Below are 17882 nucleotides of genomic sequence, written 5' to 3' on the forward strand. Positions count from 1 at the left end.
GCTGTCCTCAACGCGCCATCCCGCCGGTGTACCGCAGTCGTAGACGGGGGCTATTCTATTGAGATGCCACGGCGGACGACCCCATTCCAGGCGATCGTGCATCTGGTGCGCCAGCATTACGCCGGACCCGGCGTGACGGTCTCGGAGTCGAAGCTTCTGTATGACCCGGTTCTCGGGCTGCGTGAAGTCGACATCGTTGTTGAGGCTAAGGCGGATGGTGATCACGTCGTAATTTCACTGGAGGTAAACCAGCGGGGAAGGCCAGCGTCCGTCGAGTGGGTAGAGCAGCAGATCGATAAACATCGCAGGCTGCCAACCAACAAGCTTGTGCTGGTGTCCAGGGCGGGATTTAGCCGCAGAGCGTTGACCAGGGTAGGCCTGGAGGAGGGCAAGGTTGAGGCGCTTCAGCCCGAAATAGTCGAGGTTGACGGCGAGCCCGTGGTGAAGCGGTTGTACGTGGACTCGATCAACTACCAGCCGACCCGGTGCACCCTTCATGTTCACGGAGATGATGGCGCAATCGTCGCGGTGCCGGGCCAACCGGATGCCGACATTTACGACCCAAGTGGCGTACTTCTCGGACCGCTGGCCTTCTTGGCCCGGGAAGCTGCATACCTAGAGCCAGTGGGTAAGTGGCTCGGTGTTGAGGCGCACCATCGCCCGGACCGCGACGACTTGAAGGCGTTCGAGTTGGAGCTGGCTATCGGAGGTCTCGGATACCATCTGAAGCGTATCGAAACCGACACATTGCATCTCATCGTCCGCCTGGGAATTCGGGGAGATTTCACCTTCGCGCAGGACGAGGTTGTCCTTACCATGGCCCGTCTTGGTGGGCGCCTTTATGGGGCGGGAGAGGCGTCGTTTGTGGGCCGGCCAGTGGTCTGGGTGGGAACGACGATGCCTGGAACGACAGAGACCAGGCTTTCCTGGCGGGCAACCGACGCTAACGCCCCGCCGCCCGCGATCCCAGTCGAGCCTCCAATGCCTTCGGAGGTGTGGTTCCCACACCTCCATTCGCTTTCCTTTCCCGAACACCCGAAGGTTGCTCAGGGGCATGGCAACGAGCCGGCGCCGCAATAACGGGCCCTCTGCGGTCTGCTGGCTGACTGGCGTTCCAACGGACCGTTGGTCCACCGTTCGGCGCAACCTTTCGTTTCAGCCGGGCTTCACCAAAGGGCCTCACTGGGGGATGCCCATCGGGGCGGAGAGCGGCCCCCTGTTCTGACGCGCATTGAACCCAAGCGTGGACAGGCACGGCCGATGCTACAGCAGCACGGAGGTTCGGACGATCGAGAGGAGCGCGTTCGCACCACCCGGCGCCTTACCGCCAAATGGCCCGGATGATCAGCGACGCTGAGAGTCCTTCACAGCGTGACTCCGACGGGTGCAGAAAACAGCACTACCGCGCCGCAATACGCATTTTGTGGCCTAGAAGTATGGCATGCACCATGTTCTTTAATGCGTGCCGCCGGCGCGCACGACATATTTGATCATCGTTCCTAGGTGATGTCCGCCGGTAGATCCACGCAGGAGCTACGATGACTCGACCTCGGTTACTGGCCGATATGATGCTCGGAGCGCCCACTGATGCTTGACGTGTTTACGGGAATCGTACTTGTGTCTGAGGCGGTCTCCCTATTTCTGACTGCCCAAGTGTTGATGCTTAGTCTGCTGAGTCTTGTGTCAGTCAGGTGGGGATATGAATTTTTTCGACGAATTGACTATCTTGGTCGAGACGTAAGCTTTGCAACACTCCACCTTCCGATAGCGTCGTTCTTAGCCGCATTTGCTGTCAGTGTAGGCGTCAACTTTCTTACGGATGACAAGGCCGCACCTGGAGTAATCTTCTGCGCGTTCGGAGTCGTGGCTATCTTCCAGCTTGGGCGTAGCGTCGCCAGAGATATGGCTGGGAGGTCCGGCTTGTACTCTATGCGGGCGCGGCTCGTGGCCGCCCTCGTTGTCGGGATGGAATCGCCCATACTAACAGCGGCAAAAATCGCTAGCATGGAGGTTGGGCTCGCGCGGGTCATTGGAGTTGCCTCGAAGCTCCGACGCCGCAGCCAGCTTATTAGCTTCAGGGCGTGGCTTCGCTGGCGCGGGCCGTGGCGGCCAACAAGGCTGTTCGTCGCCTCTCAGATTCCGTTCGCAATCTTCACGGCAATTGCCATTTGGGGATTCCTAAGGGGTCGGCTCGAAGGTAGAGACAAGATATTCGGTTTGGTTAGCATTGGTGTATTTGTTGCCATGCCCGCCATATATTTAGGATGTCTCGTAATAATGTGGCGTGCGTATCGATCGCTATGCTCAAAGGTTGCTTCTGAATTCGATAAGCACGCCGCCAGGTCTTTGGATCGTCTCGCACGTATTCGAATAGCGGCGGCCCGGCTTGCCAAGGAGGAAACCAGTGTGGAGTCCTCGGGGCAATCTACGGCCCTGAGCCTAAAGATCGGTCGATGGTCTATCGCCGTCTTGAAAACTGATGCTTAGAACTAGTGTGTCGGCTCTGCCCGCAGTGCGATGACACTGGCTGGTGCATGCGGGCGGGGCTGCGGGGCGTGCGAAGTAACGGTACAGCGAGATCGCCAAGCCACTGGGCGGTGCGGCTGAACCGAACAAAGAGGGTGGCAGTAAGCCCGAGGCTGGCACCCGGCTCTGGCGGCGATGCCAGTCGCGGCGTGCGGCTGTGCTGGACGACCTCCGGCACGCGATGGTGTCGACGTGGCTGAGCGCCGGGGTGCCGGCCACCCAGGTCGCCGAGTGGGCCGGTCACAGCGTGGCTGTGCTCTTACGCGTGTACGCCAAGTGCATCGTGGGCCAGGCAGCGGCGGCACGCCGGCGCATCGAGGACGCGATGGGTGGCGATGACGACAAGGGCGTGACCAGGGAGGACGCCGCCTCACCAGCGCAGAGATTTCTCCGCGTATTCTCCGTGGACAGCCGAGAACGGCTGGCTACGGCCGCACATGGCTGGCCACATACGAAAGCGCTCTTCACCCGGGTTTCTGGCGTTGACTCCGAGCGGGAGTATATGTGGCTAACCACCTACCCCTTTGCGCAGAACAAATGGCTCAAGTTGCGAAGCGAGGAGGAAATAAAGGCGGCGCTTAAAGAACACAGCGAAGCCAGCGCCTCCTGGTAGACCTGCTCGACGATTCGGTCGAACCGTGAGAGGTCCTGTTCATGGGCGACGACACGGAACTCGCGAGCGCGCTCCCACCAGAGCAGGCCCATGTCGGTCGTGAACGTCTCGTGCTTGAGGTTCGCGACGAGCTCCGCGTCGCGCAGATCGCCGACGAGCCACGCGGAGTACCAGAACGCGGTGAGCATGTTGATGTAGACCAACTGCCGACGCCGCTCCGGGTCGACGTCCCGGTTGAAGCCCAGGCATGCCATCAACGCCGGGTCGTCGAGCGCGGCCTTCATGAGGCTGAAGTGCTGCTGCCGAAAGTTGTACTGCGCGGCGATCCGGGTCTGCTGGCGCTGCACGTTGAGCGACACGACCACGCCGGCCAGCGCCACGGCCGAGATGATCGCCGATACCGAGCCGTACGCCTGCCCGATGAGCGAGAGGCGATTCCAGCTCTCGGTCGTGCCACCAAGGAGGTCGAAAATGAACGGAAGCTCGATCAGCAGAAACAGGATGACCAGGAAGCTGAGCAAGAAGGTCGACGCCCGGATCCACTTCGACATGCGTTGATGCTAGGGAGGCAGGTCAAGGCGGGACGCAAGGGCGCTAGAGCAGGACGAGGTCGTCCCGGTGCACGACTTCGCGTTCGTAGGCCGGGCCCAATTCGGCGGCCAGGTCGCCCGTTGAGCGGCCGAGCAGTGGCGGCAGCTCGGTCGCGTCGTAGTTGACCAGGCCGCGGGCCACCGGTACGCCGCCGCCGTCCACCAGGTCGACCGGGTCGCCCGCGGCGAAGCGGCCGTCCACCGCCGTGATCCCCGCCGGCAGCAACGACGCGTGGCCGCCGACCACGGCCCGCACCGCACCCGCGTCCAGGACGAGGCGGCCGCGCGGGGTGGTGGCGTGGGCCAGCCAGAACAAGCGGGCCTGCGGACGTTCCCGCTGGCGGTGGAAGAAGGTGCCGACCGGCTGGCCGGTCAGGATCTCCGAGGCCTGGGGAGCCGAGGCCAGCACGACCGGGATGCCGCTCGTCGTGGCGATCCGGGCCGCCTCGACCTTGGTCACCATTCCGCCGGTGCCGACCCCCGCTTTGCCAGGGCGGCGGATGTCTACGCCGTCGAGGTCGGCGAAGGTGCGGACGTCCGTGATGGGGGACGACGTCGGGAGGGAAGGGTCGCCCGTGTACAGGCCGTCCACGTCGGACAGGAGGACCAGCAGGTCGGCGTGGACCAGGGAGGCCACCAGAGCGGCCAGGCGGTCGTTGTCGCCGAAGCGGATCTCCTGGGTGGCCACCGTGTCGTTCTCGTTGACGATCGGGATGGCCTTCAGGTCCAGCAGGCGGCGCAGCGTGCGGTACGCGTTGCGGTAGTGGGCCCGGCGAGTGACGTCGTCGACGGTCAGGAGGACCTGGCCCACGACTCGGCCGTGGTTGGCGAAGGCGTCGTTGTACGCGCGCATCAGCAGGCCCTGCCCGACGCTGGCCGCGGCCTGCTGAGTTGCGAGATCTCTGGGACGGCGGGGCAGGCCGAGTGGGGACAGGCCGGCGGCGATGGCGCCCGACGAGACCAGGACCACCTCGGCCGGGGTGGCTGTCAGGGCGTCCACCAGGGCGTTCACCCGGGCGAAGTCCAGGCCGCCGGTGGCGGTGGTCAGGGAGGACGAACCGACCTTGACGACGATTCGCCTTGCCTCCGTGACCTGTTCTCGCACGGGGCTAATCTTGCCGTCTGACCGGAGCACCAGCGCGGTAGGTTCCCATATCGTGGCCGACGAGGAGTACACCGAGCAGGTTCTCTCCCTGGTGGAGCGGATTCCGCCGGGGCGTGTCATGTCGTACGGCGCGATCGCCGAATACCTCGGCCGGGGCGGGCCTCGCCAGGTCGGGGCGGTCATGTCCCACTATGGCGGGCCCGTCCCCTGGCATCGGGTGGTGGCCGCGAACGGGCGGTTGGTGCCCGGTCACGAGCAGGAGGCGCTGCGGCGGCACAAGCGGGAGGGCACGCCGCTGCGCGGGGACAAGGTGGATATGCGTTACGCCGCCTGGTGGCCCGACGGGGACTGACCGTGGGCGGTGACCGTCGTCAGGCCGCCGTCCACGGGGAGCGTGGCGCCGTGGATGTGGGAGGCCTCGTCCGAGGCCAGGAAGACCGCGGCCGCGGCGACCTCTGACGGGCTCGACAGGCGGCGGCTCGGGACCGTGGCGACGATGCGCTCCAGGTGGGGGCGGATCGACGTGGCCCACTCGACGTCCGTGGGGCCGGGCGCGATCGTGTTGACGCGGATGCCGTGCGGGCCGAACTCGGCTGCCCAGGCCGCGGTCAGTGCGTGCAGGGCGGCCTTCGTCGCGCTGTACAGCGCGCTGCCCGGCATCCCCGTCAGCGCGTTGATGGAGCCGATGTTGACGATCGCCCCTGCGCCGCGGGCCTGCATCCGGGGGGCCAGGGCGGCGGTGAGCAGATACGGGGCCTTGATGTTGGTGGCCAGGGCGGCGTCCACCACGTCCTCCGGGGTGTCGGGCGTGGGGCGGCCGCCGACCAGGTACGCGGCGTTGTTGACCAGGATGTCGACGTCGCCGGCGCGGGTCGCGAAGGCCTCGATCGCCGCGCGGCCGGCGGTCAGGTCGGCGGGGAGATAGGTGGCCTGACCGCCGGCGGCGGTGATCTTGCGGGCGACCTCCTGGCCGAGCTCTTCGCGGCGGCCGGTGATGATGACGTGGGCGCCCTCGGTGGCGAAGCGTTCGGCGATCGCGCGGCCGATGCCGCTCGTCGAACCGGTGATGAGGGCGGTGCGGTGGGCGAGACGGCTCATGCGGTACAACTCCAGGCTTGGACTGTTTGGTCCACTCGAACCTAGCACTGTCTGGACCGAATGGTCCAAGCGACTAGGATGTGGGGATGAGCACGGCCTTGACCGCCAAGGGAGCCGCGACCCGGGACCGGATCGTGGCCGGGGCGGCGGTGCTGCTGCGCGAGCGCGGGGTCGACGAGGTTTCGCTCGACGACGTCCGCGCGGCCACCGCCACCAGCAAGAGTCAGCTGTTCCACTACTTCCCGGCGGGCCGCTCCGGGCTGCTGCTGGCCGTCGCCGAGCATGAGGCTTCCGCGGTACTGCCCGATCAGGAGCCGCACCTCAGCTCCCTCGGCCCGCCGGAGTCCTGGGTGGCCTGGCGGGACGCGGTGATCGCGCGCTATGAGGCGCAGGGGACGCGGTGCCCGCTCGCGGCGCTGACGCGGCAACTTGCTCCGAGCAACCCAGAGGTTCGGCCGATCGTGTCCGGGCTGCTCACGACGTGGCAGGAGAAGCTGATCGAGGGGGCGCGCCGGTCGGGAGCGGCGGATCCGGAGAAGACTGGGCTCGTCATCCTGGCCGCGGTGCAGGGCGGGGTCGGCATCCTGCTCGCCACGGGCGACTCGACGGCGCTGCGCGTGGCCCTGGACGCCGCGCTGGTCGAGGTGCTCAGCGCAGCGCGCGGATAGCCTGCAGCGTCGTGTGCACGTTGAACTGGTCGCCGTCGTCGCTGGTCCAGCCGCCGTCGCTGCGCTGGGTCTCGATCAGGCGCTTGCGGGCCGCGCCCAGCAGCCAGTCCTCGGTCGACATGCCGATGCGGCGCAGCGAGGAGTAGAGCCAGGCGGTGTCGGCGCCGGTCATCGACGGCACGCGGTCGGCCAGGGCGACCTGGATCTGGGCCGACTCGTAGAACCAGCCCAGGTGGTACAGCACGGCGCAACCCAGCCAGCCGGTGACGAGGAACGACGGCCAGCTGCCGTCGGGGCGCAGCGAGGCGCGGAAGGCCTCCGCCGCGCGGGCGATGCGGGCCGCGTGCTCGTGCTCGTCGCCGGGGGCGGGGCCGCCGACGACCAGCCAGTACGCCGCGCTGCAGGTCAGGAACAGCCGCGCCTCGTCGTCGCCGGGCTGGGCCCAGGGCGGGGCGATGCCGGCCAGCGACTCGTCCTCTTCCCACATGCCGTCGGGGCGCTGGCTGTGGCCGAGCCAGCCCAGGGCGCGGCGGGCCGCGGGGCGGGCGAGGGCGCCGAGGTCGTCCAGCTCGGCCAGGCGGAAGCAGGTGGCGTCGATCGAGGCGACGTGCGCGCCCTGGTACGCCGGCCAGCCGCCCGTGGACGCCTGGCCGATCTCAGCGCGGTCCAGGACGTCGGCCGACGGGGCCTGACCGGTGCGCAGCCAGGCCAGGCGAGCCCGGTCCACGGCGTCGCCGTGGGCGACGACGTAGCCGATCGCGGCGTCAAGGTCGACCATGCGCCGCAGACTACCGCTCGCCCGGCCCGACCACATGGGTCGAGCCGGGCGATGTCCGGTTGATCACTGGGAAAGAAGTATGGCCATCAGTAGATCGGCAGCGACGGGTCGACCGTCTTGACCCACGACACCACGCCACCCTGCACGTGTACCGCGTCCTTGAACCCCGCGGCCTTCACGGCGGCGAGGGCCTCGGCGGAACGGACGCCGCTCTTGCAGTACAAGACGATCTGCTTGTCCTGAGGGAGCCCGGCGAGCGCGTTGCCGTTGAGGAACTCGCCCTTCGGCACGAGCCGCGCCCCGGGGACCCGGACGATCTCCCACTCGGCCGGCTCGCGGACGTCGATCAGCTCGATCGGCTTGCCCGAGTCCTGCCAGTCCTTGAGCTCGGTCGCGGTGATCGTCGAGCCCACCGTCGCGGCCTGGGCCTCGTCCGACACGGCGCCGCAGAAGTCGTCGTAGTCGATGAGCCCGGTCACGGTCGGGTTCTCGCCGCAGATCGCGCAGTTCGGGTCCTTGCGGAGCTTGATCTTGCGGTACTCCATCTCCAGGGCGTCGTACACCATCAGGCGCCCCAGCAGCGTCTCACCGATGCCGGTCAGGAGCTTGATCGCCTCCGTCACCTGGATCGCGCCGATCGACGCGCACAGCACGCCGAGCACGCCACCCTCGGCGCAGGACGGCACCATGCCGGGCGGGGGCGGCTCCGGGTAGAGGCAGCGGTAGCAGGGGCCGTGCTCGGCCCAGAACACCGACGCCTGGCCGTCGAAGCGGTAGATCGAGCCCCACACGTACGGCTTGCCCAGCAGCACCGCGGCGTCGTTGACCATGTACCGCGTCGCGAAGTTGTCGGTGCCGTCGATGATCAGGTCGTACTGCGCGAAGATCTCCATGACGTTGTCGTTGGAGAGCGCCTCGTTGTGCAGGATGACGTTGACGTACGGGTTGATCTCCAGCACCGAGTCCCGCGCCGACTCGGCCTTGGGCCGGCCGATGTCCGACTGGCCGTGGATGATCTGGCGCTGCAGGTTGGACTCGTCGACGGTGTCGAACTCGACGATGCCGAGGGTGCCGACGCCGGCGGCCGCGAGGTACATGAGGGCGGGCGAGCCGAGGCCTCCCGCGCCCACACAGAGCACCTTCGCGTTCTTGAGTCGTTTCTGCCCGGCCACCCCGACGTCGGGAATGATCAGATGGCGTGAGTAGCGGCGGACCTCGTCCACCGACAGGTCGGCGGCGGGCTCGACCAAGGGAGGCAGCGACATGGTTCTCATTCTGCCTCGCCAGGGCCCCGAACCCGAGTGAGCTACGGCACTTGGGGGCCCGTGTACGGCTTCCCGTCCACGTAGGGCCAGCTGTTGGCGACGCAACCCTTCAGGCCGTACGTCTGCTGCATCATGACGGGCGCGGGCTTACCGGCGTCCGGGCAGGCCTCGTGGCCGTGCCCGAGCTCGTGGCCGGTCTCATGGTTGATCACGTACGTCTGGTAGTCCGCGACCGGCGCGCCGTAGTCCGGGATGGCGGTGTTCCAGCGGGCCAGGTTGATGATGACCTTGCCGGTGATGCGGCAGGAGCTGTAGCCGTCGGTGTGCAGCCCGGCCGTGCCGCACATCGCCTCCGAGGTGACCGGCGTGGCCAGGAACACGGTGAAGTCGGCGGCGCCCTCGCCCTTGACCCGCTGCAGGCGCAGCTGGCCGCTCGCGGTCCAGCCGCGCGGGTCGGCGTAGGTCTTCTCGACGGCGGCGGCGAACGCGTCGGCCTGCAGCCCGGCCCCGTTCTCCACGGCGATCCGGTACTTCTTGAGTCCCCCGGCCCCGCCCGCCACCGGCCCGTCGGTGGTCGCGTACGCGAACGTGCCGTCGCCCTTGGCCGCACCCGCCTCGGGCGGCGGGCTGGCGGGCTGCGAGGGCGGCGCGAGCATCGGCTGCTCGTGGCGCACGGCGGCGGTCGGTGCCGGGTCGGACGTACCGGCGAAGAACAGCTGGCGGGTCAGGCCGGCCGCGGCGAGCAGCCCGGCCCCGGCCATCAGCCCGGCGATGAGGTAGCGGCGCCGGCGGGCCTCCATCCGGCGGCGGTGGCGGGCCGCGCGCACGACCTCACGGGCGGCCGTCGGGTCGCTCGGCAGCGCGGCCGGCTCCCGCCGGCGGTCACTGATCAGCCGGCTCACCATCGACGCTCAGCTTGCCATGCGCACCCGGGCGACACGCGAGCGGACCGGCTCCTGCACCTGTACCGCAACCGGCGCGGTGGCTCCCACGGTGACCTCGTCCAGCAGGCCGAAGACGGCACGGGCGACCGAGCGTGGAACTTCCATCTGCGCCACGTGGCCGACGCCCTCGAGCATCATCAGCCGGCTGTCCGGGATGAGCTGGGCGACCTGCGGCGCGGTGCGGATGTCCACCAGCTTGTCCTGCCGCCCGGCGATCACCAGCGTGGGCGCGGTGATCCTGGCGGCGGACCGCCAGATCGAGCCCTCCCCCGGCAGGTAGGCCCGCAGGAAGCTGCCGACCAGGCCGCGCAGGCTGCCGACGTACGCCTCGGCGTACCACGGCACCTGATGGCGCAGGCGGGCCTCCTCGATCGCCTCCAGCCGGCGCTGCTCGGGGTAGCGGGTCGGATCGGCGTAGCAGGAGTCGATGACCATGTCGGCCAGCACCTCGGGCGTCATCGACGACATGTGCCGCGCGGCGAGGCGGGCGGCGTTGGGCAGGAGCAGCAGCGGTACGACCCGGCCCTGCAACGAGCGGCGCGGGTCCAGGAACGGCATCGCCGGGGAGATCAGGGTCAGCGAGCGGACCAGGTCGGGGCGCCTGGCCGCGGCCTTGACGATCGCGGCGCCGCCCATCGAGTTGCCGAACAGGTGGACCGGGCCGCGGTCGCTGAACTCGATCCAGCGGATGACGTGGGACGCCATCGCGTCGATGGTGTAGCTGCGCGCCCGGCCGCTGTACCCGAATCCGGGCAGGTCGATGGCCTGCCCGTCGAGCGCCACCCCGTCCGTGCGCGCGGCCAGGATGCCGGCCAGGTCGGTCCAGTTGGTCGACGAGCCGCCGAGGCCGTGCACGTAGACCGCGGGTTCCGCGGTGGGGGACGGCGACGGCGTGTCCCGCACGTACGCGACCGATCCATCGAGCTCGACCTCCCGCCCGGGCCACCGCTTGGGCAGGTCCTCGGGTGACGGGACGGTGAACTCTGGGACAAGAGTCGCGCGCTTCATGCTCCAAGTGTGCCCGGAGGATTCAAGCAATACACGATCTTGGGCGCAGTTGAGCAACGCTACGGGAGGAGGGCCTCCAGGCGGCGGTTGACGGCGGCGAGGGTCGCACGCACGATCGCCTGGCGGGCATCGCCGTCGGCGCCGACCACCGCGGAGCCCGTGAGCTGCTCGACGAAGCCGTCGTACATCAGCAGGAGCACCACCACCGCGACCTCGCAGCTGCCGAGCGAGACCTCGGCGGCGTGCTCGATGTAGCAGCGCGCGCGGACCGTGGCATCGGTGTCGATGAGCAGCTGATCGACGGCGGAGGCGGCGGCCAGGGCGGCCAGCTTGAGCATGTAGCCGTCGAAGTTCGGGCCGCTGGCCACGCCCACCGCGGGCTGGTTGTCGGCGGTCAGCCGGACCTCGACGGTCGCGTCGATGCCCTGGGTGTTGACGTCCACCGATTCGATGACGACCCGCGGCGAGACGATCGCGCCGGGGTTGGGCATCAGGGCGGGCGCCTTCTTCTCCTGAGCGGCCGGCTTGACGCGTGCGCCGCTGCTCACCGGGCGGCGGCGACGGGCCTCGCGACCGTACCCCGGCAGGGCACTGTGCGGCGCGTTGCGCGCGGCGGCCAGACCGGGCGACGGCGGCCGGGGCGGCAGCACCGAGGTCTCCAGGCCCGCCTCGGGCGCGAACGGGGCCGGCGACAGGGGCTCCGGCATGCCGTCGGGCAGCAGCGGGTTCTGCTCGGCCGACAGGCCCATGGTGTCGTTGAGCATCCGGGCCACGAGGCGGCTGACCAGGCCGGCGTCGGCCTCGTCGGCCAGCTCCAGGCGCAGGGTGTGCATGCCCTCGGCGTTCTTGCGCAGCGTGGCGCGGTCGACGCCGCGGACCGTCTGCACGGCCCGCAGGACGCTCTGCACGTCGAAGCCGTCGGGGCGGCTGTCCGGGTCGCCCGGCACGCCGTCCTCGTCCTCGCGCAGGTAGTTCTTGATGCGCGCCAGCTCGGGGGCGCCGACCGCGGCGGCCTGGGGCTCGCCGGCGGACAGGGCCGGGACGTCGGGCTCGGCGGGCACGCGCTGGGGCAGCTCCGGCGGGTCGTACGCGGGCTGGCGCATGTCGTCGGCGAACGTCGGCATGATCGGCTCGGCGGTCGTCATCGCCGTGGCCGAGCCGAGCAGGACGGGCGGCAACGGCCCGACCAGCGGGTCGTCTTCCGGGACGCGCTGGGCGGGCAGCTGCTGCGGCTGGATCGGCTGCACCGGCTGAATCGGGGCCGGGGGCGGCGGCGGGGCCGGCTCGGGCTGCTGGCTCGGCGCGGCCCAGTCGAACTCCGGCTGCGCCGGTTCCGGGGCCCAGTGCCGCTGCTCCTGCGGCTGGTACTGCTCCTGCGGCTGATACGGGGCGGTCTGGTAGCCCCATTGGTCGATCGGCTGCTCGTAGGGCTGGCTGTAGGCGGACGGCTGGGCGGAGATCGGACGGTGCACCTCGCCCGTGTTCTCCAGCTCGCGGGCGCCGTACACCGTGCCCGGGGGCGGGACGCTCCTGGTCTCGCCGGTCGGGGTCGACGTGGGCCAGCCCTGCCCGTCCGGGCCGTAGTGGCCGTAGTGCAGCGTGGACGTGGGCGGCTGGACGGGCGGCTCGACCTGCGGCGGCGGGGAGGACACCGGCGGGCTGACGGGGGCCAAAATGTCGGAATACGAGCTGCGCACCTCGGCGCGGCCGCGATTGGCCGGGTTCACGCCGTTCGTCCCGTTCAGGCCATGGCCGTTGCCGTTGCCGTTCACCTGATGGAGGTTGAAGGCGCCGGTCACCTGGGCGCGCCCGGCGATCGCGCCGGAGGCGGGCTCACGCCAGGCCGAGACGATCGCCTCCAGGGCGTCGTCCGTCGGCGTACCGCCATTGGCCTGCGGATCCGGGTATGCGGCACGACCGCGACCAAGGCCCGGGGTCGGGCCGAGGTTTGCACCAGGGTAGGCGCCACCCGATTCCGGGTTACCGGCTTGCCCCGTTTCGTCCACCGCACGCTCCTCCGTCGCCCCTAGGTGAGGCTACCGTGTGGGTGGAAAGGGGGTAAGTTGCAATCTCGACCCAAATCCGGATGGTGAACATGACCTCGGCGATGAGCGGCACGCAGGCGGCCGGTCGGCCCGTGCGACTGCCGCGGTCGGCGCGGCGAAAGCAACTGCTCGCCGCGGCTCAGCAGGTGTTCGTGGCCCAGGGCTACCACGCCGCCGCGATGGACGATATCGCGGAGCGGGCGGGTGTCTCGAAGCCGGTCTTGTACCAACATTTCCCGGGCAAGTTGGAGTTGTACCTTGCCCTGCTCGACACGCACTGCGACGCGATGGTCTCCCGGGTCCGCTCGGCCATGGAGGCGACCACCGACAACAAGGACCGCGTGCGGGGCGCCATCCAGGCGTACTTCGACTTCATTGACCACGAGAGCGAAGCGTTCCGTCTGGTCTTCGAGTCCGACCTGCGCAACGACCCGGCCGTGCGCGAGCGCGTGGACCGCGTCGAGACCGGCTGCATCGCCGCCATCACCGACACGATCATGGCCGACACCGGGGTGAGCCGCGCCCGCGCCGAGCTCCTCGCGTCGGGCCTGGTGGGCGCGGCCGAGATCGCGGCCCGGTTCTGGCTGGCCGGCGGCCGCCAGGTGGACAAGGCCGAGGCGGAGACCCTGCTGACCACATTGTCGTGGCGCGGCATCGCGAGCTTCCCCCTGCACGGCGAACACGCCTGATCGCGTTAATCTTCAACCACACTGGGTGTGCGGGCCGATGATGGCCGCGCCCGATCAAGGAGGAAGACGTGGAGGTCAAGATCGGCGTGCAGTACGCGCCTCGGGAACTGGTGCTGGAGAGCACGCAGTCGCCGGCCGAGGTCGAGTCTGCGGTCACCGACGCGATCAATGGTGGCGATAAAGGTGTGCTGTCCCTGGTCGACGACAAGGGCCGCCGGGTGATCGTGCCGGTTGGCAAGATCGCCTACGTGGAGATCGCCGAAGCGTCGCCGCGGCCGGTTGGGTTCTCTGCGGCGCGTTGAGTTTTGTGTGAAAGGGCTCCCATTTATTGGGGGCCCTTTTGTGTGGGCGAAATGTCGGGCGCTTCGCGCCGCGACATTTCGGACTTATACCCCGACGGGGGATACTCGCGCTCTGTGGCTTTTGTCCGGTTCACTGTCGCAAGATCAGTTGTTCAGGCCCACGGCGCCCATGCGCGCCGTGTGTGCCGTGGTCAGCCGCCTGAGCAGGGCCGGGAAGTCCGTGCCGCGGGCCGCGAGCAGCATCGCGATCGACGGGCGCTCGGCCGCCACCCGCATCGACTGCGAGATGGCCTCCCCGACCAGCCGGCGCGCCCACATCGACAGGCGGTTGCGCACCTTCGGGTCGATGGCGATCGCCGCCCGCAGCTCGTCGGCGGCGAAATCGGCGTGCCGGGAGTCGTGCAGGACGTCGAGAACGAGGTCCCGGTCGGCGGCCGCGAGCACGACGGCGACCTCCCGGGTGAAGTCGTCCGCGATGCCGTCGCCGACGTACGCCTTGGCCAGCCCCTCGAGCCAGTCGTTGGGCTCGGTCTGCTCGTGGTACGCCGAAACGGCCTCGACGTAGGGTGCCATCGCGGCCTCGGGGTCCGCGCCGAGCTCCGCCAGGCGGTCGGACAGGCGGCCGTAGTTGGCGATCTCGCGGGCCGCCATCTCACTGAGCACCGCCCGCCGGCGCAGGTCAGGGGCCAGCCGGGCGTCGGCGGCCATGCGGTCGAAGGCGACGAGTTCGCCGTACGCGAGCATGCCCAGAAGGTCGGTGACCGCCTCCGCCGCCGCTTCCACCGCCGCCTCGCCGGCCGCTGAGGACGTGGACGGGTCGTCTTCGGACCGGACGGCCGGGGTGACATCGGACACGTCGGCACAGTACCGCGCCGCAGACCTTGACGGGCGGCACGCAGTGTTGTGAGCGGATCCGCCTCGGTGTCGGTACAATGGATCGGATAGCCCTGGGCGGACCCTAGCCCTGGCAAACCGGCGCTTGTAGCCCGTGACCACAGTCAGACGGTCGCGTGTGGCCCGCGCCCCACACAGATCGAGCGCACCCAGCATTTCAGGGGCGCTCCCGCGAGAGAGACACCCCGAGCACAACATGACCATCGACAACACTGAGGCCGCCGAGACGGTGGCCCCCCGTGCGCCCGTGCGCACCGACAGTCCTTCCTTCGCCGACCTGGGCGCGCGGCCCGAGACCGTGGCCGCGCTCGAGGCGGTCGGCATCACACGCGCCTTCGCGATCCAGGAGTACGCGGTTCCCATCGCACTTCGGGGCACCGACCTGATCGGACAGGCGCCGACCGGCACCGGCAAGACCCTCGGGTTCGGCGTACCGCTGCTGGACCGCGTCACGGCCCCCGGCGAGGGCGCCGACGGGCTGCCCCAGGCGCTCGTCGTCGTGCCGACCCGCGAGCTGGGCCTCCAGGTCGCGCGGGACATCGCGGCGGCCGGAAAGACCAGAAACGTCCGAGTGCTTCCTTTGTACGGTGGTGTGGCCTACGAGCCGCAGATCGAGGCGCTGCGCAACGGCGTGGAGATCGTGGTCGGGACGCCCGGCCGCCTGCTGGACCTGGCCAAGGGCAAGCATCTGCGCCTGCACGCCGTGCGCGCGCTGGTGCTCGACGAGGCCGACCGGATGCTCGACCTGGGCTTCCTCGACGACGTCGAGCGCATCCTGACCCTGCTGCCGGAGGAGCGTCAGACGATGCTCTTCTCGGCCACCATGCCCGACCCGATCGTCACCCTCGCGCGCCGGTTCCTGCGCCAGCCGATGACGATCCACGCGCACCACGACGCCAACACCGGCCCCTCGCCGTTGACGAAGCAGTTCGTGTACCGCACCCACCCCCTCAACAAGATCGAGATCGTGGCCCGCGTCCTGCAGGCCACCGACCGCGGTCTCACGATGATCTTCTGCCGCACCAAGCGCGCCGCCGACCGGGTGGCCGAGGACCTCGACTTCCGCGGCTTCGCGGCCGCCGCCGTCCACGGCGACCTGGGCCAGGGCGCCCGCGAGCGAGCCCTCCGCGCCTTCCGCGCCGGCAAGATCGACGTCCTGGTCGCCACCGACGTGGCCGCCCGCGGCCTCGACGTCTCCGGCGTCACGCACGTCATCAACTACGACTGCCCGGAAGACCCGGACACGTACACCCACCGCATCGGCCGCACCGGCCGCGCCGGCGCCACCGGCGTCGCGGTGACGTTCGTGGACTGGGAGGACATGCCGCGCTGGCGGATCATCGACAAGAGCCTCGGGATGGAACTGCCGGAGCCGCCGGAGACGTACCACACGTCGGCGCACCTCCTCAGCGACATCGTCATCCCCGAGGGCACCACCGGCTCCCTCCCCACGGCCGACCGCAAGCGGGCCGGCCTGTCGGCGGAGAAGCTGGAGGACATCGAGGGCAAGCCCCGAGGCCGAGCCACCCGCACCCGCGGTCGCGGCCGGTCCTCTTCTTCCAGCGCAGCACCCTCGCCGGCCTCCTCGGACACCACCGACTCGACGGAACCGCGCCGCCAGCGCCGCCGTCGCCGCCGGGGCGAGGTGGACGCGGCCGAGCACGCCGAGTCTTCGGTCGTGACGGCCACCACCACGGCGGCGGGCTCCGCGACTGCGGGCTCCACGACCGCGCTCTTCTCCTCCGCCGGCTCCGACGACGCGGCTCCTTTCGCGTCTGAGACCTCCGGCGACGAGGGCGGCGCGGGCCGCACCCGCCGTCGCCGTCGGCGGGGCGGACGTGGGCGCGGTGGAGCGGGCGACGCTGCCGAGGGCTCGGAGAGCTCGGCCGAGTAGCGACAGTTTTCAAGGGGCGGGCCTTTCGCGGGCCCGCCCTTTCGCATGTCCGGGACCCGCGCTGAGACCTTCGACGCGGGCGAGGATGCGACGCGCGCGCTTCGCGGGTCCGAGGCGCGTGCTTCGCGGGGTGCGACGCGCGTGCTTGTATCGGCGATGTCGACGGTGAGGCAGGTGCCGATCAGATGGCGCGCGATGGTGATACGAGGAGCCCTCCACGCGTGCCAGCCTGACCTGCATGGCATTACCGCGCGCTTCAGCCCTCCGCGCGCCTAAGCCGCCGCGCGCTTAAGCCTTCCACGCGCCTAAGCCGCCGCGCGCCTTAGCCCTCCGCGCGCCTCAGCCTTCTGAGCGCGTGAGTCTCGCGCTCAGCCCGAGGCGGGCGTCGTCCACCGACCGGCGGGCCAGCGGGCGCCTCACTTGCGCGCAAGTCGTGTGCGGCGGGCGCCTCGCACTCAGCCGAGCCCGACCGACTCGCGCGGTCTGACCGACCCGCTGGCTGACCGACCCGCGCGGGCTGGCCGACCGGCGAGCTGGCCCGACCGGCGAGCTGACCCGACCGGCGAGCTGACCCGACCGCCGCCTTCTACTGCACGTCGAGCGTGAACTCGGCGCGGTGCACCGCGCCGGACTTCTGGAACTCGAAGTACATGCGGTAGCGGCCCGAGCTCGGAGCGGACAGCCAGAACTTCACCGCGCCGCCGACGAGCTGGTCCTCGGGGTGGACGTGCAGGTAACCGAGATCGCCGTCGCGGACGACGACCAGGTGCCCGTAGGCCGCCAGGTAGCGCTCCAGATCGGTGACCGGGGAACCGTTCTGGAAGACGCGGAAGCTGATCGGCGCCGTGGCGTTGACCTTCGGAGTGCCCTCGTAGGTGACCGTGTATCCGTCAACCGCGACAGTACGCCCGGGGTCCGACATTTTCTGGGGCGCGTAATCGCCGGCCACCGTGGCGTCGATCGACAGGGCGAGGGGCACCTGCTGGCCGGTCGGGTCGAGGGTCACGAAGTCGGAGTACAGGCGCCAGATTCCGGGGCTGGCGAGCGTGAGTGGGACCGACCAGGTGCCGTCCGGGGCCATCTCCGGGTGCAGGTGCTGGAAGCCGGAGAGATCGTGCCTGACCACGATGAAGTGCATGAGCTTGTCGTGGTTCGGGACGAACTTCGTGACGGGCTTTCCGTCGGCGCCGACGATCCGGAACGCGAAGGTGCGTTGGACGTTGGCGGCGAAGGTGGGGGGCTCGGACGGTACCAACGTGAAACCACCGGCGCTCAAGGAGAAGCCGCCCAGGTCGCCGATGACGGCGCCGCCGTGCGAGTGGGACGGGATCGTGTTCGGGTCGGCCGTCGCCGCGGGGGTCGACTGCGGTGCCGTTGCGCGGGCTATGCCGAAGCCCAGCAACAGGGCCGCGACCAGGCTGGCCGCCACGAACGGTCCCTTGAACGCCATGCGATCCACCCTA

At 69.6% G+C, this 17882-nt stretch carries 16 protein-coding genes and 1 pseudogene; 7 read left to right on the forward strand and 10 right to left on the reverse strand.

What is annotated here, in order from left to right; genetic code table 11:
- Window positions 1–105: 105 nt before the first annotated feature.
- Window positions 106–1080, forward strand: coding sequence for a hypothetical protein (locus ACQP00_RS49735; RefSeq protein WP_433211037.1), 975 nt, complete (start codon window positions 106–108; stop codon window positions 1078–1080).
- Between the two features lie 1612 nt (window positions 1081–2692).
- Window positions 2693–2857, forward strand: a pseudogene (locus ACQP00_RS49740) (integrase); the annotation flags it as partial.
- A 185-nt stretch (window positions 2858–3042) separates the two neighbouring features.
- On the opposite strand, the gene ACQP00_RS49745 reads toward ACQP00_RS49740, so the two are convergent.
- Together ACQP00_RS49745 and proB are read right to left on the reverse strand one after the other, a co-directional pair.
- Window positions 3043–3690, reverse strand: coding sequence for a DUF6082 family protein (locus ACQP00_RS49745; protein ID WP_433211040.1), 648 nt, complete (start codon window positions 3688–3690; stop codon window positions 3043–3045).
- A gap of 43 nt (window positions 3691–3733) precedes the next feature.
- Window positions 3734–4834 carry a glutamate 5-kinase gene (gene proB / locus ACQP00_RS49750; protein ID WP_433211043.1) on the reverse strand — a complete coding sequence of 367 codons (1101 nt, stop codon included), beginning with the start codon at window positions 4832–4834 and terminating at the stop codon, window positions 3734–3736.
- 52 nt (window positions 4835–4886) lie between these two features.
- On the opposite strand from proB, the gene ACQP00_RS49755 reads away from it, so the two are divergent.
- Entirely contained in the window at window positions 4887–5186 is a 300-nt protein-coding gene (locus tag ACQP00_RS49755; RefSeq protein ID WP_433211046.1) for an MGMT family protein, read from the forward strand.
- On the opposite strand, the gene ACQP00_RS49760 is transcribed toward ACQP00_RS49755, so the two are convergent.
- Window positions 5156–5932: an SDR family NAD(P)-dependent oxidoreductase gene (locus ACQP00_RS49760; protein WP_433211049.1), complete on the reverse strand. Its 777-nt coding sequence runs from the start codon at window positions 5930–5932 to the stop codon at window positions 5156–5158. The genes ACQP00_RS49755 and ACQP00_RS49760 overlap by 31 nt on opposite strands.
- 86 nt (window positions 5933–6018) lie before the next feature.
- Between ACQP00_RS49760 and ACQP00_RS49765 the strand changes: the two genes are divergently transcribed.
- Window positions 6019–6600: a TetR/AcrR family transcriptional regulator gene (locus ACQP00_RS49765; protein WP_433211052.1), complete on the forward strand. Its 582-nt coding sequence runs from the start codon at window positions 6019–6021 to the stop codon at window positions 6598–6600.
- On the opposite strand, the gene ACQP00_RS49770 is transcribed toward ACQP00_RS49765, so the two are convergent.
- The 5 genes from ACQP00_RS49770 to ACQP00_RS49790 all read right to left on the reverse strand — a co-directional run bounded on the left by ACQP00_RS49770 (window position 6581) and on the right by ACQP00_RS49790 (window position 12601).
- Complete coding sequence (locus ACQP00_RS49770) at window positions 6581–7378, reverse strand: squalene--hopene cyclase (RefSeq protein ID WP_433211055.1); 798 nt, start codon at window positions 7376–7378, stop codon at window positions 6581–6583. The two genes, ACQP00_RS49765 and ACQP00_RS49770, sit on opposite strands and share 20 nt — an antisense overlap.
- Before the next feature lie 86 nt (window positions 7379–7464).
- Window positions 7465–8643, reverse strand: a complete 1179-nt coding sequence (gene moeZ, locus ACQP00_RS49775) for an adenylyltransferase/sulfurtransferase MoeZ (RefSeq protein ID WP_433211058.1) — start codon at window positions 8641–8643, stop codon at window positions 7465–7467.
- Between the two features lie 41 nt (window positions 8644–8684).
- A complete protein-coding gene (locus ACQP00_RS49780) occupies window positions 8685–9548 on the reverse strand; it encodes a DUF3152 domain-containing protein (RefSeq protein WP_433211061.1) in 864 nt (287 codons plus the stop codon).
- A 6-nt stretch (window positions 9549–9554) separates the two neighbouring features.
- Window positions 9555–10595: an alpha/beta fold hydrolase gene (locus ACQP00_RS49785; RefSeq protein ID WP_433211064.1), complete on the reverse strand. Its 1041-nt coding sequence runs from the start codon at window positions 10593–10595 to the stop codon at window positions 9555–9557.
- A gap of 59 nt (window positions 10596–10654) precedes the next feature.
- Entirely contained in the window at window positions 10655–12601 is a 1947-nt protein-coding gene (locus ACQP00_RS49790) for a hypothetical protein (protein WP_433211067.1), read from the reverse strand.
- An 89-nt stretch (window positions 12602–12690) separates the two neighbouring features.
- Here ACQP00_RS49790 and ACQP00_RS49795 point away from each other — a divergent pair, with 89 nt between their 5' ends.
- Both ACQP00_RS49795 and ACQP00_RS49800 read left to right on the forward strand, forming a co-directional pair.
- The gene (locus ACQP00_RS49795; RefSeq protein WP_433052596.1) at window positions 12691–13329 is read left to right on the forward strand and encodes a TetR/AcrR family transcriptional regulator; all 639 of its coding nucleotides are present in this window, start codon (window positions 12691–12693) and stop codon (window positions 13327–13329) included.
- A 68-nt stretch (window positions 13330–13397) separates the two neighbouring features.
- A complete protein-coding gene (locus ACQP00_RS49800; protein WP_433052599.1) occupies window positions 13398–13631 on the forward strand; it encodes a DUF3107 domain-containing protein in 234 nt (77 codons plus the stop codon).
- 144 nt (window positions 13632–13775) lie between these two features.
- Here ACQP00_RS49800 and ACQP00_RS49805 read toward each other — a convergent pair whose 3' ends face one another.
- On the reverse strand, window positions 13776–14486 hold the full coding sequence (locus ACQP00_RS49805; RefSeq protein WP_433211070.1) for a ferritin-like fold-containing protein: 711 nt from the start codon (window positions 14484–14486) through the stop codon (window positions 13776–13778).
- A 235-nt stretch (window positions 14487–14721) separates the two neighbouring features.
- Here ACQP00_RS49805 and ACQP00_RS49810 point away from each other — a divergent pair, with 235 nt between their 5' ends.
- Window positions 14722–16419, forward strand: coding sequence for a DEAD/DEAH box helicase (locus ACQP00_RS49810; RefSeq protein WP_433211073.1), 1698 nt, complete (start codon window positions 14722–14724; stop codon window positions 16417–16419).
- Between the two features lie 586 nt (window positions 16420–17005).
- On the opposite strand, the gene ACQP00_RS49815 is transcribed toward ACQP00_RS49810, so the two are convergent.
- A complete protein-coding gene (locus tag ACQP00_RS49815) occupies window positions 17006–17869 on the reverse strand; it encodes a hypothetical protein (RefSeq protein WP_433211076.1) in 864 nt (287 codons plus the stop codon).
- Window positions 17870–17882 lie beyond the last annotated feature (13 nt).

The organism is Dactylosporangium sp. CS-047395, assembly GCF_050942185.1.
In the GTDB taxonomy this organism is placed as follows: domain Bacteria; phylum Actinomycetota; class Actinomycetes; order Mycobacteriales; family Micromonosporaceae; genus Dactylosporangium.

Coding starts and splice junctions, on each gene's coding strand:
- ACQP00_RS49780 (WP_433211061.1), bottom strand. CDS start 9,548: ATGGTGAGCCGGCTGATCAGTGACCGCCGGCGGGAGCCGGCCGCGCTG.
- ACQP00_RS49770 (WP_433211055.1), bottom strand. CDS start 7,378: ATGGTCGACCTTGACGCCGCGATCGGCTACGTCGTCGCCCACGGCGAC.
- ACQP00_RS49795 (WP_433052596.1), top strand. CDS start 12,691: ATGACCTCGGCGATGAGCGGCACGCAGGCGGCCGGTCGGCCCGTGCGA.
- ACQP00_RS49815 (WP_433211076.1), bottom strand. CDS start 17,869: ATGGCGTTCAAGGGACCGTTCGTGGCGGCCAGCCTGGTCGCGGCCCTG.
- moeZ (WP_433211058.1), bottom strand. CDS start 8,643: ATGTCGCTGCCTCCCTTGGTCGAGCCCGCCGCCGACCTGTCGGTGGAC.
- ACQP00_RS49745 (WP_433211040.1), bottom strand. CDS start 3,690: ATGTCGAAGTGGATCCGGGCGTCGACCTTCTTGCTCAGCTTCCTGGTC.
- ACQP00_RS49810 (WP_433211073.1), top strand. CDS start 14,722: ATGACCATCGACAACACTGAGGCCGCCGAGACGGTGGCCCCCCGTGCG.
- ACQP00_RS49760 (WP_433211049.1), bottom strand. CDS start 5,932: ATGAGCCGTCTCGCCCACCGCACCGCCCTCATCACCGGTTCGACGAGC.
- ACQP00_RS49765 (WP_433211052.1), top strand. CDS start 6,019: ATGAGCACGGCCTTGACCGCCAAGGGAGCCGCGACCCGGGACCGGATC.
- ACQP00_RS49785 (WP_433211064.1), bottom strand. CDS start 10,595: ATGAAGCGCGCGACTCTTGTCCCAGAGTTCACCGTCCCGTCACCCGAG.